Consider the following 15,682-nt stretch of genomic DNA (forward strand, 5'->3'; position numbering starts at 1 on the left):
GAAAACCGGCTACACCCAGGTGTCCAGCCACATACGTGAACGCCAGTTGTCGATCGGGATCGCCGTGCCGGTGTACAGGGGCCAGAAGTAGATGAAGTTCCAGGCGATCAGCAGCACCAGGACGCCCGCACCCGTCGCCCCGGCCACCCGCCGCGTGTCGCTGGAGCCCGGCGGACCGATGACCGCGCCCAGCAGCATCGCCACCGCCAGGCACAGGAACGGCACGAAGACGACGGCGTAGAAGAAGAAGATCGTCCGCTCCTGGTACATGAACCAGGGCAGATAGCCGGCCACCACGCCGCAGGCGATGGCCCCGGCCCGCCAGTCGCGGCGGAACAGCCAGCGCCACAGGACGTACAGGACCGCGAAGCAGGCCACCCACCACAGCAGCGGTGTGCCGATCGCCAGGACCTCCCGGGCGCACTTCTGGCCCGCGTCGGCGGCGCAGCCGTCCGCGCCGGGCGAGGGGGACTCGTAGAAGTACGACACCGGCCGGCCGTCGACGATCCAGCTCCACGGGTTGGACATGTACGTGTGCGGCGAGGACAGGCCGATGTGGAACTCGTACACCTCGTGCTCGTAGTGCCACAGGCTGCGCAGCCAGTCCGGCAGGAAGGTCCAGCTCCCGCCCCGGCCGTCGGTCGCGGCCCAGCTGCGGAAGTAGCCGCCGGAGCCGTCCGCGGGGGAGAGGATCCAGCGGATCCAGGAGACCAGGTAGACGGTGACCGCGATGACGGACATCACCACCCACGAGACGATCGACTCGGCCACCCAGATCAGCGAGATCCGGTGCCGGGCGCCCGCCGTCCTGCGCGCCCCGATGTCCCACAGCGCCGCCATCAGGGCGAACGCGGCCAGGAAGTACAGGCCGTTCCACTTCGTGCCGATCGCCAGTCCCAGCAGCACGGCCGCCGCCCAGCGCCACGGGCGCAGGCCCAGCCAGGTGGTCTCGGCGACGTGCGCGTCGGGTCGCACCAGGCCGTCCTGGCCCACCGGGAGGGCCGCCGCGAGTCTGGCGCGGGCCCGGTCCCGGTCGATCACCAGGCACCCGAACGCGGCCAGCACGAAGAACATCAGCACGCCGTCGAGCAGCGCGGTGCGGCTCATCACGAAGTGCAGCCCGTCCACCGCCATCAGCGCGCCGGCCAGGCAGCCGAGGAAGGTGGAACGGAAGATCCGGCGCCCGATACGGCACAGCATCAGCACCGACAGCGTGCCGAGCACGGCGGTCATGAACCGCCAGCCGAACGGGTTGAACCCGAACATCATCTCGCCCAGCCCGATCACGTACTTGCCGACCGGCGGATGCACGACATAGGCCGCGTCCGTCGGGATCTTGACGTGTCCGTGGGAGGAGATGATCAGGTCGTTGGCGTTCTTGTCCCAGTTGACCTCGAAGCCGCGGTGGACGATCGCCCAGGCGTCCTTGGCGTAGTACGTCTCGTCGAATATCACCGCGTTCGGGCTGCCCAGGTGCCAGAACCGCATCACGCCCGCCAGCAGCGTCACCAGCAGCGGGCCGCCCCAGCCCGACCAGCGGGCGATCCGCGCGGCGAGCGTCGGCCGCACGCCGAGCACCTGCCACAGCCGGGGGCTCGGTTCGACGAACGGCGGCACCAGACGCTCACGGACGTCGCTTCTGGACCCGGCCGAGTATCCGAAGCGGCGCAGCCGCAGCTGCCAGGCCGGCCGCTGGTCTTCGGGTGTCTGGCCTTGCCGGGTGTCCGGGGAGGACGCGGTACTGGTCACCGCGCCATCGTAGGGAACGGTTCTGTGTGAGTCCCGTGCATGGCAGGTAAGGGTTCGAATGCGTTCGCTTCCGTCCCTCCCTGGGAGGATGGGGACGTGACCGGAATCCTCGTACTCGCAGGCACCCCCATCGGCGACATCGCGGACGCGCCCCCGCGGCTGGCCCAGGAACTCGCCGGGGCCGACCTCGTCGCCGCCGAGGACACGCGGCGGCTCAGGCGGCTGACGCAGGCAATGGGCGTCACCCCCAAGGGGCGCGTGGTGTCGTACTTCGAGGGCAACGAGTCCGCGCGCACACCCGAGCTGGTCGAGGAACTGGTGAACGGGGCGCGCGTGCTGCTCGTCACGGACGCCGGCATGCCCTCGGTGTCCGACCCCGGCTACCGGCTGGTCGCCGCCGCCGTCGAGAAGGACATCCGGGTCACCGCCGTGCCGGGCCCGTCCGCCGTGCTCACCGCGCTCGCCCTGTCCGGGCTGCCCGTGGACCGGTTCTGCTTCGAGGGGTTCCTGCCGCGCAAGGCGGGGGAGCGGCTGACGCGCCTGAAGGAGGTCGCCGAGGAGCGGCGCACGCTCGTCTACTTCGAGGCCCCGCACCGGCTCGACGACACCCTCGCCGCGATGGCCGAGGCGTTCGGCGCCGACCGGCGGGCGGCCGTGTGCCGGGAGCTGACCAAGACGTACGAGGAGGTCAGGCGCGGCCCCCTGGCGGAGCTCGCGGAGTGGGCGGCCGAGGGGGTGCGCGGCGAGATCACAGTGGTCGTGGAGGGGGCGCCCGAGCGGGGCGCACAGGACGTGAGCGCCGAGGAGCTCGTGCGCCGTGTGCGCGTGCGCGAGGAGGCCGGAGAACGCCGCAAGGAGGCGATCGCGGCAGTCGCGGCCCAGGCGGGCCTGCCCAAACGGGAGGTCTTCGACGCGGTTGTGGCCGCGAAGAACGCTGCTTCGGCGAGTGGTTCGTGAGGCTTTCGTGAAGTCCGCCACACCCCCTCTGAGCAGGGCGCATCTCTCCTGAGCGAGCGCCCCACGGACAGGCAAAGGGCTGTCGTGAAAAGCAAAGCCCCAAGGGGGTGAGCGGGGGTGGTACGGCAAGGAAAGTCCAAATCGGATCCAACACTCGACAGGCCTGCTGCGCTCACGCCGCCGGAAGCGTCCACTGGGTGAAGGGACGCACCCGTCCCTTTGTCCAGCGGACAAGAGGAGCTGGCATGAGCGAGATCGAAGGACAGACCGCCCTGCGCGGCGCGGCCACCGCGGTCGTCCACGAGTCGTACTCCTTCGCCTGCATGCGTTGCGGGCACGGCTGGGAGCAGTCGTACGAGATAGAGCACCACACGGACGCCGACGGCCACGAGTTCGTGATGTACGTGGCGAACGGACGGATCGTCCCCTCCCCGCTGTCCAGGCCGAGCTGCCAGAACTGCGACGCCCACGTCGTCCGGATCATGGGGCCGGGGCGGGTCTCCGCGGCGCACGACGCGGCGCACCGGTCCCACCGGCAGGCCGCGCAGGCCGGGCCCGTGGAGGCGCCGGAGCCGGCCGCCGACGGCGTGGAGCCGAAGGAACCCCACCACTGGCATCTGTCCGATCTCCTGCACCCCTTCCAGCGCAAGGCGGGCTGACAGCTCCGCGGGCCGGGAGGGCATGCCCCTTTCGTAGGATCGGGGCATGCCTTCCTCCAGCGCGAAGACCGGTGACAAGAGCGCGCCGCCGCTCCCGGCGCCCCTCGGGGTGCCCGTCGCGGACTCCCACACCCACCTCGACATGCAGTCCGGCACGGTGGAGGAGGCGCTCGCCAAGGCCGCGTCGGCGGGTGTGACCACCGTGGTCCAGGTCGGCTGCGACGTACGGGGCTCGCAGTGGGCCGCGCAGACGGCGGCCGCGTTCGACAGCGTCCATGCCGCCGTCGCCCTGCACCCGAACGAGGCGCCGCGCATCGTGCACGGCGACCCCGACGGCTGGTCCCGGCAGGGCGCGCGCGAACCGGGGGGCGCCACGGCGCTCGACGAGGCGCTCGCGGAGATCGACCGCCTGGCCGCGCTCCCCCACGTCAAGGGCGTCGGCGAGACCGGCCTCGACTACTTCCGCACCGGGCCGGAGGGCAAGGAGGCGCAGGAGCGCTCCTTCCGCGCCCACATCGAGATCGCCAAGCGGCACGGCAAGGCGCTCGTCATCCACGACCGCGACGCCCACGCGGACGTACTGCGCGTGCTGAAGGAGGAGGGCGCCCCGGAGCGCACCGTCTTCCACTGCTACTCCGGCGACGCCGAGATGGCCGAGACGTGCGCCCGCGCCGGCTACTTCATGTCCTTCGCCGGCAACGTCACCTTCAAGAACGCCCAGAACCTGCGCGACGCCGTGGCGGTGGCCCCCGCGGAGCTGCTCCTGGTGGAGACCGACGCGCCCTTCCTCACCCCGGTGCCTTACCGCGGACGGCCCAACGCCCCCTATCTCATTCCGGTCACGGTGCGTGCCATGGCCGCCGTCCGGGGCGTCGACGAGGACGTCCTGGCGACGGCACTCGCCGCGAACACGGCCCGCGCCTTCGGTTACTGACCCATAACGCACGACTGTGCGTAGCCGAGTCGCTTTGGAGAGTGACGGCCGCTCCGCTAGGTTCTGTGGGCCCGATCCGGACCCCGCTGGACCAACAGCCCCTGGAGCGTGTCGGCGTGAGCAACTCGCAGTACGAGACGTATGAGGCGTACGGCCCGGCCGCGCCGGCCGCGGCCTACCCGCCACCACCGGGGTACGACGACCTCGGAGACGGCTTCGACGACCGCTTCGGCGACCGCTTCGACCAGGAGTTCGGCGGAGGGTACGACCGCGGCTTCGACGTGCACAGCGCGCTGACGCTGCCCGAGGCGTACGGAGACGCGTACGCACCCGCGTACGAGGCGTACGAGGCGTACGAGGCGTACGGAAGCGGTGCCGATGCGGCGCGCGAGACCTACGAGGCAGCGCTCCCGCGCCAGGCGGGGCGCGCGGTGACCGAGGGGGCGCCCGACGAGGCCGCGCGCGCCGTCGCGAGCGGGCGTGGTGCGCGCCGTCGCAAGGTCCGGTACGCCCAGCGCCCGGACAGCTCCGTGCGCCGCCTGTTGCCGCAGGCGCTGGTCGTCGCCTTCCTTGCCGGCGGCACCTCCGCGTTCGTCGCCAACGACAAGGCGATCGAGCTGACCGTCGACGGCAAGCCGCGCACCCTGCACACCTTCGCGGACGACGTGACGGAGCTCCTCGCGCAGGAGGGTGTCGCCGTGGGGGAGCACGACGTGGTCGCGCCCGCCCCCGGCTCGGCGCTCGCCAGCGGCGACGAGGTGGCGGTGCGCTACGGCCGCCCTGTGCGGCTCACGCTCGACGGACACCGGCGCGAGGTGTGGACGACGGCGCACACCGTGCAAGGGGCGCTCGACCAACTGGGCGTACGTGCGGAGGGCGCGTACATGTCCGTCTCGCGCTCCCAGTCCATCGGACGCGCCGGCCTCGCCCTCGACGTCCGCACCGAACGCTCCGTGACGATCATGGCCGACGGCCGCGCCCGCACCGTACGCACGAACGCGGCGACCGTGCGCGAGGCGGTCGAGGAGGCCGGCGTCACCCTGCGCGGCAAGGACACGACGTCCGTCCCGGGCGACAGCTTCCCGCGCGACGGACAGACGGTGACCGTGCTGCGCGTGACCGGCAGCGAGGAGGTCCGCGAGGAGCCGATCCCGTTCGAGACGGAGCGCAGGAACGATCCCACGCTGTTCAAGGGGACGGAGGTCGTCGAGCAGACCGGGCAGCCGGGGCTGCGGCGCAACACCTACGCCCTGCGCACCGTCAACGGCGTCCGGCAGAAGCCGCGCAGGACCGACTCCGACGTGGTGCGCGAGCCGCGCAGGCAGATCGTCAGGGTCGGCACCAAGCCGCTGCCGACGTCCGTGCACGGGGGGGACGGCCTGAACTGGCACGGGCTGGCGGCGTGCGAGTCGGGCGGCAGGCCGGACGCCGTCGACCCCTCGGGGACTTACGGGGGCCTGTACCAGTTCGACACCCGCACCTGGCACAGCCTCGGCGGCAGCGGGCGGCCGCAGGACGCGACGGCCGAGGAGCAGACGCTGCGGGCGAAGAAGCTGTATGTGCGGCGCGGGGCGAGCCCCTGGCCGCACTGCGGGGCGCGCCTGCACGGGTGAGGCGCGCGGACGGGGGCGCGCCGACGCCCCCGTACCCTTGTCCCGTGAGCAGCAGCCCCGCCCCAGACGCCCTCCTCGGCCCCGCCGACGTACGTGAACTCGCGGCCGCCCTCGGTGTGCGTCCCACCAAGCAGCGCGGTCAGAACTTCGTGATCGACGCGAATACGGTCCGCCGTATCGTCCGCACCGCCGAAGTCCGCCCCGACGACGTGGTGGTGGAGGTCGGCCCCGGGCTCGGCTCGCTCACGCTCGCGCTGCTGGAGGCCGCCGAGCACGTCACCGCCGTGGAGATCGACGACGTACTGGCCGCCGCGCTGCCCGCGACCGTCGCGGCCCGCATGCCGGAGCGCGCCGGGCGTTTCGCGCTGGTCCACTCCGACGCGATGCACGTCGCCGAGCTGCCCGGCCCCGCCCCGACGGCGCTGGTGGCGAACCTGCCGTACAACGTCGCCGTACCGGTCCTGCTGCACATGCTCGACACCTTCCCGAGCATCGAGCGCACCCTGGTCATGGTCCAGTCCGAGGTCGCCGACCGCCTCGCCGCCGGGCCCGGCTCGAAGGTGTACGGCGTGCCGTCCGTCAAGGCCAACTGGTATGCCGAGGTCAAGCGGGCCGGGGCGATCGGGCGGAACGTCTTCTGGCCCGCGCCGAACGTCGACAGCGGCCTCGTGGCGCTCACCCGGCGCGCCGAGCCGGTCAGGACGACCGCCTCCAAGGCCGAGGTGTTCGCCGTGGTCGACGCCGCCTTCGCGCAGCGCCGCAAGACGCTGCGGGCCGCGCTCGCCGGATGGGCCGGTTCGGCCGCGGCGGCGGAGGCGGCCCTGGTCGCCGCCGGGGTGTCGCCACAGGCGCGCGGTGAGGCGCTCACCGTCGAGGAGTTCGCGCGCATCGCAGAGAACAAGCGGGCCGGCGCCGCCGAGCCCGTCGACCACAAGGAGCCCCGTCCCCAGTGAGCGTCACCGTCCGCGTCCCCGCCAAGGTCAACGTGCAGCTCGCGGTGGGCGCCGCCCGGCCCGACGGCTTCCACGACCTGGCCAACGTCTTCCTCGCGGTCGGCCTCTACGACGAGGTGACCGTGACGCCGGCCGAGGAGCTGCGCGTCACCTGCGAGGGCGCCGACGCCGACCAGGTCCCTCTGGACCGTACGAACCTCGCCGCGCGGGCCGCGCTCGCGCTCGCCGAACGGCGGGGCATCGAGCCGGCCGTGCACATCCACATCGCCAAGGACATCCCGGTCGCGGGCGGCATGGCGGGCGGCAGCGCGGACGGCGCGGGCGCGCTGCTGGCCTGCGACGCGCTGTGGCGCACGGGCGCCTCGCGCGCCGAACTGCTCGCCATCTGCGCCGAGTTGGGCAGCGACGTGCCGTTCAGCCTGGTCGGCGGGGCGGCGCTCGGCATCGGGCGCGGCGAACAGCTGACCGCGCTGGAGGTGGGCGGCACCTTCCACTGGGTGTTCGCGATGGCCGGGCGTGGGCTGTCGACGCCGGCCGTGTTCCGCGAGTTCGACCGGCTCACCGAGGGCCTCGACGTCCCCGAGCCGGTCGCCTCGCAGGAGCTGCTCGACGCCCTCGCGAAGGGCGACGCGGACGCGCTCGCCACCGCCGTCTCCAACGACCTGCAGCCCGCCGCCCTCTCGCTCTTCCCGGAGCTCGCCGACACCCTGGCCACGGGCCGCGCCGCCGGCGCCCTCGCCGCGCTCGTCTCCGGCTCCGGGCCCACGACGGCGTTCCTCGCCCGGGACGCGCGGTCGGCGGCGAAGGTGGCGGAGGCGCTGGAGGCCTCCGGCACCTGCCGCACGGTGCGTACGACGTCGGGGCCGGCGCCGGGCGCGACGGTGCTCGGGGGCACGTCGGCGTAGGGGCACATCCGCGCGGGGATCTTCGCCCGATCTCCACAGGAACGTACCGCGACCGCGGTACGGGCGGGGTGCGTGAGGCGGATAAGGTCCGTTGATACTTCAAGCGCTTGCTGTTGCGCGTACGACCTCTGCACAGCCGAAGGATCACTCGTGCCCGAGTCCGAACCCCCCACCCCCGCCCACACCCACCGCCGCAAGCGGTCCCTGTCCCGCCGCGGCGCGATCGGCGCCGGCGTGGCCGTGGCCGGCGCGGCCGTCCTGACGCCGGCCGTCTTCGCCGCCACCGAGTCCGACCCCGGTTCCGCCTCGAACGCCGAATCCGGGTCCGGTTCGGGCTCCGCCTCCGGCGGCGATGCCGCCACCACGCCGGAGAAGTTCCCGGCCACCCGCTCGGCCGCCGCCACCGGCACCGGTACCGCCACCACCTCCTTCGCCGCCTCCTACGTAGGCGTGCGCTGGAGCGGCGACCCGGGCGGCGCGGGCATCCGCTTCCCCGGCGACGCCGGCTTCCAGCCGCTCACCGGCGGCTGCGCGACCGTCGACGGCGGTGGCACGGCCCTGGTGGCGGCCGGCAACGCGAAGACGTACGAGGTGAGGGCGCAGGGCGGTACGAGTGACGTGCGCTCGCTCGCGATCGACACCGCCCGCGGGCCCGACCGCACCTTCCAGGTGCCCTCGCAGCCCACGCGCGTGCGTGGCGTGCGCTATCTGTCCCGGCCCGCCTGGGGCGCCGACGAGTCCAAGCGGTACAAGGACGGGAAGGTCAACTCGCCGGAGAAGTACTACGCACTGCAGTCGATCACCGTCCACCACACGGACACGCCCAACGGCGACCCCGACCCGGCCGCGACCGTGCGCGCGATCTACGAGTACCACGCGGTCACCCTGGACTGGGGCGACATCGGCTACCACTTCCTGATCGACGAGGCCGGCGACGTCTACGAGGGCCGCTACTCCGGCGACGACGGCATCCCCGCCTTCGGCCCCGACGGCGACCTGGTCACCGCCTTCCACACCGCCGGCTACAACTCCGGAAACCTCGGCATCGCCCTTCTCGGCACTCTGACCGACCAGGGCCCGACCGACGCGGCCAAAGCCTCGCTGACCCGCCTGATCAAGGTGATCGCCCGCTTCAAGGGCCTCGACCCGCAGGCGCAGATCACCTACACCAACCCCGTCAACGGCGTCACCAAGACCGTCACGACGGTCGGCGGCCACCGCGACTGGCTCCAGACCGACTGCCCCGGCCAGACGATGTACGACCTCCTGACCGAGGTCCGCGCGGACGCCGCCCGCTGAGCGAGCCGTTGTCCACAGGCCGATCGCTCCGGGATCGGTCACCGACCGGCGCGCATTACGCTGGGAGGCTGATCGATCCCCCCGGGCAGGAGAGAAATGGCCGTCAATCTGGTCAATGTCGAGAACGTCAGCAAGGTGTACGGCACTCGTGCCCTCCTCGACGGCGTCTCCCTCGGCGTCTCCGAAGGCGACCGGATCGGGGTCGTGGGGCGCAACGGGGACGGCAAGACCACGCTCATCCGCATGCTGGCCAAGCTCGAGGAGGCCGACACCGGGCGCGTCACCCACTCCGGAGGACTGCGCCTGGGCGTGCTCACCCAGCACGACTCCCTGGACCCGGACGCCACCGTGCGGCACGAGGTCATCCGGGACATGGCCGACCACGAGTGGGCGGGCAACGCGAAGATCCGCGACGTGCTCACCGGACTGTTCGGCGGGCTCGACCTCCCGGGGTTCCCGCAGGGCCTCGACACCGTCATCGCGCCCCTGTCCGGCGGTGAGCGCCGCCGTATCGCCCTCGCCAAGCTGCTCATCGAGGAACAGGACCTGATCGTCCTCGACGAGCCGACCAACCACCTCGACGTCGAGGGCATCGCCTGGCTCGCCCGGCATCTGCGCGAGCGCCGCTCCGCGCTGGTCTGCGTCACGCACGACCGCTGGTTCCTGGACCAGGTGTGCACGCGCATGTGGGACGTGCAGAAGGGCGACGTCTACGAGTACGAGGGCGGCTACTCCGACTACGTCTTCGCGCGCGCCGAGCGCGAGCGCATCGCCGCCACCGAGGAGGCCAAGCGGCAGAACCTCGTCCGCAAGGAGCTGGCCTGGCTGCGCCGCGGAGCGCCCGCGCGGACCTCCAAGCCGCGCTTCCGCGTCGAGGCCGCCAACGAGCTGATCAAGGACGTGCCGCCGCCCCGGGACAGCTCCGAGCTGATGAAGTTCGCCTCCTCGCGACTCGGCAAGACGGTCTTCGACCTGGAGGACGTGACCGTCCAGGCAGGCCCCAAGGTGCTGCTCAAGAACGTCACCTGGCAGCTCGGCCCCGGCGACCGCATCGGCCTGGTCGGCGTGAACGGCGCCGGCAAGACCTCCCTGCTGCGGGCCATGACGGAGGCGGCCCGCACGGAGGGTGAGACACAGCCCGTCGGCGGGCGGGTCACCGTCGGCAAGACCGTCAAGCTCGCCTACCTCTCCCAGGAGGTCGCCGAGCTGAACCCCGCCCTGCGGGTGCTGGAAGCCGTCCAGCAGGTGCGCGAGCGCGTCGACCTCGGCAAGGGACGCGAGATGACCGCCGGGCAGCTGTGCGAGACGTTCGGCTTCAACAAGGAGAAGCAGTGGACGCCGGTCGGCGACCTCTCCGGCGGTGAGCGCCGCAGGCTCCAGCTGCTGCGGCTGCTCATGGACGAGCCCAACGTCCTCTTCCTCGACGAGCCCACCAACGACCTCGACATCGAGACCCTGACCCAGCTGGAGGACCTCCTCGACGGCTGGCCCGGCTCGATGATCGTCATCTCCCACGACCGGTTCTTCGTCGAACGCACCACGGACCGCGTCTTCGCGCTGCTGGGCGACGCCACGCTGCGGATGCTGCCGCGCGGCATCGACGAATACCTGGAGCGGCGGCAGCGGATGGAGGAGGCGGTCGCCGCGGCCGCCCCGGTCGCGGACAAGCCCGCCGCCGACAAGAGCGCCGCCGACCAGCGCGCGGCCAAGAAGGAACTGCAGAAGATCGAGCGGCAGTTGGACAAGGTCTCCGAGCGGGAGACCAAGCTGCACGCCCAGATCGCCGAGAACGCCACGGACTTCGCGAAGGTGGCCGAACTGGACGCGGAGCTGCGGGACTTGGCCGGCCAGCGGGAGGAACTGGAGCTGCGCTGGCTCGAACTCGCCGAGGACGCGTGAAGCACGTGTGAAGGCGTAACGGGGGTATCACGGGCCGGTCGTCCCTTGGGAACAGCGGACGAACCGGCCCGGTGTGTTGTCGGTGCCGAGTGATAGAAAGAGCCGTCTGAGAACTGTCTGAGTACGACTCCGGCTCATCATGCGCCTCGGGGCGTGGCTGGAAATCAGTGATCGAACGGGGGAAGCGCTGATGACACAGCCGCCGCAGGGTGGCTTCGGGCCGCCGCCGCAGGGCCCACCCCCGCAGGGCCCGCCGCCTCCGCAGCCCGGTTACGGCCACCCCCAGCCCCCTCAGCCGCCCGCGCAGCCACCCCAGCAGCCGGGCCCGTACGCCCAGCAGCCGGGTCCTTACGCGCAGCCCAACCCGTACGGCCGGCCCGGGCCCTACGGACAGCCGCAGCAGCCCGGCCCGTACGGAGCGCAGCCCGGCTACGGCTATCCGCCGCAGCCCCACTACCCCGGCGGGCCCGGCACTCCGCCGGCCGGTCCCCGCAAGGGCAGGCCGGCGCTGATCGCGGTGGCGGCCGTCGCCGCCCTGGCCGTCATCGGCGGCGTCGCGTACGCGGTGACCCGCGGCGGGGACGACGGCAAGAAGCCGGTCGCCGGACAGAGCGACGACCCCAAGCCCACCGCGTCCGGCACGTCGGGCGGTTCCGGCGGCGCGACGGGGTCCGACCCCGACGACCTCAACTCGGGCCGCCAGGCCGGTGAGGCGAAGGTCCTCTGGTACAAGTCGCCCCCGGACGCGCCCGGTTCGGGCGCCGACGCCCCCGGCATGTGGATCACCGGCAAGACGGTGGTGAAGGCGGCGTACAAGGAGGTCTTCGCCTACGGCGTGGCCGACGGCGCCACCGCCTGGGGCCCGGTGACCTTCCCGGAGAAGATCTGCTCGGTCACCCCGCAGAAGTCGGCCGACGACAAGGTCGTGGTGGCGTACGAGAGCGGCACCGGCGAGCGCGCCAAGTGCAACAAGCTCCAGCAGCTCGACCTGAACACCGGCGCGAAGGGCTGGAGCGGCACGCTCGGCGACGGCGCGCTGTTCGACAACACCATCAACGTCTCGCTGTCCATCACCGGCAAGACGGTGGTGGCGGGCCGCGCCCAGTCCGGGGTGGGCTTCGACGTCGACAGCGGCAAGAAGCTGTTCGAGAAGACGAAGTACGGCAGCTCCTGCTTCCCGACCGCGTTCGCGGGCGGCGCCAGGCTGGTCTCCGTCGCGTCCTGCGACGCCTCCGAGGCGAACGAGCACGAGGAGATCCAGGAGCTCGACCCGAAGACCGGAAAGGCCCGTTGGACGCAGAAGTTCGACAAGGGCTGGACGGTCTCGCGGACTTACTCCGTCGACCCGCTCGTCGTCTACAGCACGAACGAGGACAAGAAGGCCTGGAACATCTCCACCTTCGACGCCAAGGGGCACTTCCGCTCCCAGGTCGGCTTCGACGAGAACTTCGCCCCGCAGTGCGGCTGGCAGATCCTCGACCGCGACCTGCAGGGCTGCGAGGGCGTGGCGGCCGACGCGAACACGCTGTACCTGCCGACCAAGGCGACCACCGGGCCGAACGAGATCGTCGCGATCAACCTGGCCAACGGCAAGGAGAAGTGGCGCGTGAAGTCCCCGGCGGACGAGTCGATGCTGCCGATGAAGGTGGAGGGCGGCAAGCTCATCGCCTACGTCGAGCCGTCGTACGACGCGGGCGGCGAGGTCGTGTCGATCGCGACGAGCGGCTCGGACCACAAGCCGGCGAAGCTGCTGCGCAACCCGGCGGGCACGGCCGACCTGGAGAACGGCTTCTACTCCAAGGCCTACGACTGGGTCGACGGCCGCTTCTACCTCTCCTCGACCCGGCTGACCGGCAACGACGACTCGAAGGGGAAGCTGATTCTCGCCTTCGGCAACTGACGCCGTCCCACGGCTTCCCACGTTCCCGTCGCCCCGCCGCCCGCCCCTCGAGGTACCACGCCATGACCCAGCCCCCGCCCCCGCCGAACCAGCCGCCGAACCAGCCGCCGAACCAGCCGCCGCAGCAGCCCGGCTTCGGCCCGCCCCAGGGCCAGCAGCCGCCCCAGCCGCCGCAGACACCCCCGCAGCAGCCGGGCTTCGGCGCCCCGCAGCCCCCTCCGCAGCAGCAGCCGCCCTACGGCGCCCCGCAGCCGCCGCAGCAGCCGGGCTACGGCTACCCCCAGGCCCCCCAGCCTCCGCAGCAGCCCGGCTACGGCTACCCCACACCGCCACAGCCGCCGTACGGCCAGCCGCCCAACCCCTACGGCCGGCAGCCCGGTTACGGCTACCCGCAGCAGCCCGTACCGCCGCACCCCCAGGCCGGCGGGCGGAAGAACAACACGCCGCTGATCGTCGTCGCGGCGGTCGCCGCGCTCGCGCTGGTCGTCGGCGGCATCTGGTACTTCGCGTCCGGCAGCGGCGACGACAAGAAGGACCGGACCGCGAACTCCAGCGGCGGCTCCGGCGGCACGGGCGGCACCAGCGGTGGCGACACGGGCAAGGGCGGCATCGACGGCAAGGGTGAGGAGAAGGTGCCCTCCGACACCGCCTCCAAGCTGCTGTACAAGCTCCCGGCGCCCAAGGTCGACGACACCACCGTGGTGTCCGGTTCCTGGCTGACCGACAAGGTGTACGTGAAGAGCGGCGTCGCCCAGATCAGCGCCTACGACCTCGACAAGGGCACCAAGCAGTGGACGATCAAGCTGCCCGGCCCGGTCTGCACGGTCAGCCAGCACACCACCGACGACCACCGCGCTGCTGTCCTCTTCCAGCCGAAGATGCCGGCGAAGAACAGGTCGGCAGGATGCAGCCAGGTCGCGGCGATCGACCTGGACGCGGGCAGGAAGCTGTGGACGAAGTCGGTCGGTGACGGCGCCGGCGGGACGATCACGTTCAGCAACGTCACCGTCAGCGCGAACACGGTCGCCGCGGGCGGCCTGCAGGGCGGCGCCGCGTTCGACGTCGCCGGCGGCAAGCCGCTGTGGGCCCCGAAGGCCGACGACACCTGCTACGACGCCGGGTACGGCGGCGGCGAGAAGCTCGTCGCGGTGCTCAAGTGCGGGCAGTACGGCGAGCGCCTGCTGCACATCCAGACCATCGACCCGCGGACGGGGAAGGTGATCTCGGAGTACAAGATGGCCAAGGGCATCGAGTACGCCTCCGTCGTGTCGACGAACCCGCTGGTCGTGGCCGCCGACGCGGGCGACAGCGCTGGGGACGGCAGTGAGATCTCGGACTTCTACTCCATCGACAACAAGACCGGCAAGCTGAACAACCGCATCTCGGCGCCGGGCAAGCAGTACGCGGCGCGCTGCGACGGCATCACGAAGATCGAGGGCTGCACCGGTCTCGCCGTCGGCAACGACCGGCTGTACGTCCCGACCGAGGAGCACAGCGGCACCAAGGAGTACAGCCAGACCAACGAGATCGTCGCCTTCGACCTGGCCACCGGCAAGCAGACCGGCCAGCGCGCCGACGCCGGCGACGGCTACACGATCACGCCGCTGCGCATGGACAACGGCAACGTGATCGCGTACAAGCGCCCGCCGTACGACAAGGGCGGCCAGATCGTCAGCATCGACGGCGGCTCCTTCAAGGAGACGACGCTGCTGGAGAACCCGGCGACCGGGCCGGCGCGGTCGGCGGAGTCCACGATGTCGCCGGACTACTCCGAGATCCTCTACTCGCGGGGCCGCCTGTTCATGGCCTCGCAGTTCGCCGACAAGTCGTCGTCGGCGGGGGACAAGTACCTGGCCCTGGCGTTCGGTACGAGCAGTTGAATCACCCACGTATGAGAGAAAAACAAGATATTCCGTCGATCCGGGGCAGTTCTCACCGGTAGGGGGAGCGCAACGTCGAACAAGCGTGTAGCTTCCGGGGGCATGAAGAGCGGGGGAGCCGGGAGGGGGGCTCCTGTCCGCGCGGACCGGTGGGCACCCATGGTGGGGCATGCCTGGGGATCCACCGGGGGGAGTGGGGGGTTTGCTCGATGGGAGTGCGGCTCATGGTGGTCGACGACCACCGACTGCTCGCCGAGGCGCTGGCCTCGGCGCTGAAGCTGCGGGGGCACCGGGTACTGGCCGCGGCGGCGCCGGCCGCGGGCGCGGCGGAGCTCGTGATCACCCGCGCGCCGGAGGTGTGCCTGCTGGGTACGGCGACACCGGCCGAGCCGGGCATGTTCGACCCGGTGGTGCGGATCAAGCGGGAGCGTCCGCAGGTGGCGGTGCTGGTGCTGGGCCCGGTGCCCAGTCCGCGCGGGATAGCCGCGGCCTTCGCGGCGGGCGCCTCCGGCTACGTACGCCACGACGAGCGCATCGAGGGCGTCGAGCGGGCGATCATGAAGGCGCGGGCGGGTGAGGCGGCGGTCGCTCCGCAGCTGCTGCAGGGGGCCTTCAGCGAGCTGCTCAACCCCGCGGCCCAGCCCGACGACGAGGGCCAGCGGCTGCTGCAGATGCTCACGCCCAGGGAGGTCGAGGTGCTGGTCCGGGTCGCCGACGGCGAGGACACCCGGCTGATCGCGGCCGGCATGGGCATCGCCCCGTCGACCGCGCGCACCCACGTCCAGCGCGTCCTGATGAAACTGGGCGTCGGCTCCCGTCTGGAGGCGGCGGCCCTGGCGGCCCGCACGGGACTGTTGGACCGGGCGGGACCGCTGTCGCACCCGGCGCCGGAGACGGGAGCGGGGCCGGAGGCGTCGTAGCCTCCGGCCCCGCG

General features: G+C 72.0%; 12 protein-coding genes. 11 read left to right on the forward strand and 1 reads right to left on the reverse strand.

The features are described from left to right. Window positions 1-9 precede the first annotated feature (9 nt). Complete coding sequence (locus tag ACQF4J_RS26565; RefSeq protein WP_427166931.1) at window positions 10-1,749, reverse strand: dolichyl-phosphate-mannose--protein mannosyltransferase; 1,740 nt, start codon at window positions 1,747-1,749, stop codon at window positions 10-12. Window positions 1,750-1,845: 96 nt separating this feature from the next. Here ACQF4J_RS26565 and rsmI point away from each other — a divergent pair, with 96 nt between their 5' ends. The 11 genes from rsmI (at window position 1,846) to ACQF4J_RS26620 (ending at window position 15,668) form a co-directional block, all read left to right on the forward strand. Continuing rightward, on the forward strand, window positions 1,846-2,706 hold the full coding sequence (rsmI, locus tag ACQF4J_RS26570) for a 16S rRNA (cytidine(1402)-2'-O)-methyltransferase (protein WP_351565127.1): 861 nt from the start codon (window positions 1,846-1,848) through the stop codon (window positions 2,704-2,706). Between the two features lie 245 nt (window positions 2,707-2,951). After that, window positions 2,952-3,365, forward strand: a complete 414-nt coding sequence (locus ACQF4J_RS26575; RefSeq protein ID WP_351565130.1) for a hypothetical protein — start codon at window positions 2,952-2,954, stop codon at window positions 3,363-3,365. Between the two features lie 46 nt (window positions 3,366-3,411). After that, window positions 3,412-4,299, forward strand: a complete 888-nt coding sequence (locus ACQF4J_RS26580; RefSeq protein WP_351565133.1) for a TatD family hydrolase — start codon at window positions 3,412-3,414, stop codon at window positions 4,297-4,299. 116 nt (window positions 4,300-4,415) lie between these two features. Continuing rightward, the gene (locus ACQF4J_RS26585; protein WP_427166932.1) at window positions 4,416-5,912 is read left to right on the forward strand and encodes a ubiquitin-like domain-containing protein; all 1,497 of its coding nucleotides are present in this window, start codon (window positions 4,416-4,418) and stop codon (window positions 5,910-5,912) included. A gap of 44 nt (window positions 5,913-5,956) precedes the next feature. Next, window positions 5,957-6,865, forward strand: coding sequence for a 16S rRNA (adenine(1518)-N(6)/adenine(1519)-N(6))-dimethyltransferase RsmA (gene rsmA / locus ACQF4J_RS26590; protein ID WP_351798835.1), 909 nt, complete (start codon window positions 5,957-5,959; stop codon window positions 6,863-6,865). Continuing rightward, entirely contained in the window at window positions 6,862-7,770 is a 909-nt protein-coding gene (locus ACQF4J_RS26595) for a 4-(cytidine 5'-diphospho)-2-C-methyl-D-erythritol kinase (RefSeq protein ID WP_351565142.1), read from the forward strand. Before rsmA ends, ACQF4J_RS26595 begins: the two co-directional genes overlap by 4 nt. A gap of 150 nt (window positions 7,771-7,920) precedes the next feature. Further along, window positions 7,921-9,069 carry a peptidoglycan recognition protein family protein gene (locus tag ACQF4J_RS26600; protein WP_351565145.1) on the forward strand — a complete coding sequence of 383 codons (1,149 nt, stop codon included), beginning with the start codon at window positions 7,921-7,923 and terminating at the stop codon, window positions 9,067-9,069. 96 nt (window positions 9,070-9,165) lie between these two features. Continuing rightward, window positions 9,166-10,968 carry an ABC-F family ATP-binding cassette domain-containing protein gene (locus tag ACQF4J_RS26605; RefSeq protein WP_427166933.1) on the forward strand — a complete coding sequence of 601 codons (1,803 nt, stop codon included), beginning with the start codon at window positions 9,166-9,168 and terminating at the stop codon, window positions 10,966-10,968. Window positions 10,969-11,158: 190 nt separating this feature from the next. After that, complete coding sequence (locus ACQF4J_RS26610; RefSeq protein ID WP_427166934.1) at window positions 11,159-12,868, forward strand: PQQ-binding-like beta-propeller repeat protein; 1,710 nt, start codon at window positions 11,159-11,161, stop codon at window positions 12,866-12,868. Between the two features lie 62 nt (window positions 12,869-12,930). Further along, window positions 12,931-14,748, forward strand: coding sequence for a PQQ-binding-like beta-propeller repeat protein (locus ACQF4J_RS26615; RefSeq protein WP_427166935.1), 1,818 nt, complete (start codon window positions 12,931-12,933; stop codon window positions 14,746-14,748). A gap of 209 nt (window positions 14,749-14,957) precedes the next feature. Next, on the forward strand, window positions 14,958-15,668 hold the full coding sequence (locus ACQF4J_RS26620) for a helix-turn-helix transcriptional regulator (RefSeq protein ID WP_272177637.1): 711 nt from the start codon (window positions 14,958-14,960) through the stop codon (window positions 15,666-15,668). Window positions 15,669-15,682: the final 14 nt, after the last annotated feature.

The organism is Streptomyces sp. C1-1 (assembly GCF_050214755.1).
GTDB lineage: Bacteria > Actinomycetota > Actinomycetes > Streptomycetales > Streptomycetaceae > Streptomyces.

What these genes read in the sequence shown, in the direction of transcription:
- ACQF4J_RS26615 (WP_427166935.1), top strand. Translation starts at nt 12,931, where the DNA reads ATGACCCAGCCCCCGCCCCCGCCGAACCAGCCGCCGAACCAGCCGCCG.
- ACQF4J_RS26620 (WP_272177637.1), top strand. Translation starts at nt 14,958, where the DNA reads ATGGGAGTGCGGCTCATGGTGGTCGACGACCACCGACTGCTCGCCGAG.
- ACQF4J_RS26575 (WP_351565130.1), top strand. Translation starts at nt 2,952, where the DNA reads ATGAGCGAGATCGAAGGACAGACCGCCCTGCGCGGCGCGGCCACCGCG.
- ACQF4J_RS26610 (WP_427166934.1), top strand. Translation starts at nt 11,159, where the DNA reads ATGACACAGCCGCCGCAGGGTGGCTTCGGGCCGCCGCCGCAGGGCCCA.
- ACQF4J_RS26580 (WP_351565133.1), top strand. Translation starts at nt 3,412, where the DNA reads ATGCCTTCCTCCAGCGCGAAGACCGGTGACAAGAGCGCGCCGCCGCTC.
- ACQF4J_RS26605 (WP_427166933.1), top strand. Translation starts at nt 9,166, where the DNA reads ATGGCCGTCAATCTGGTCAATGTCGAGAACGTCAGCAAGGTGTACGGC.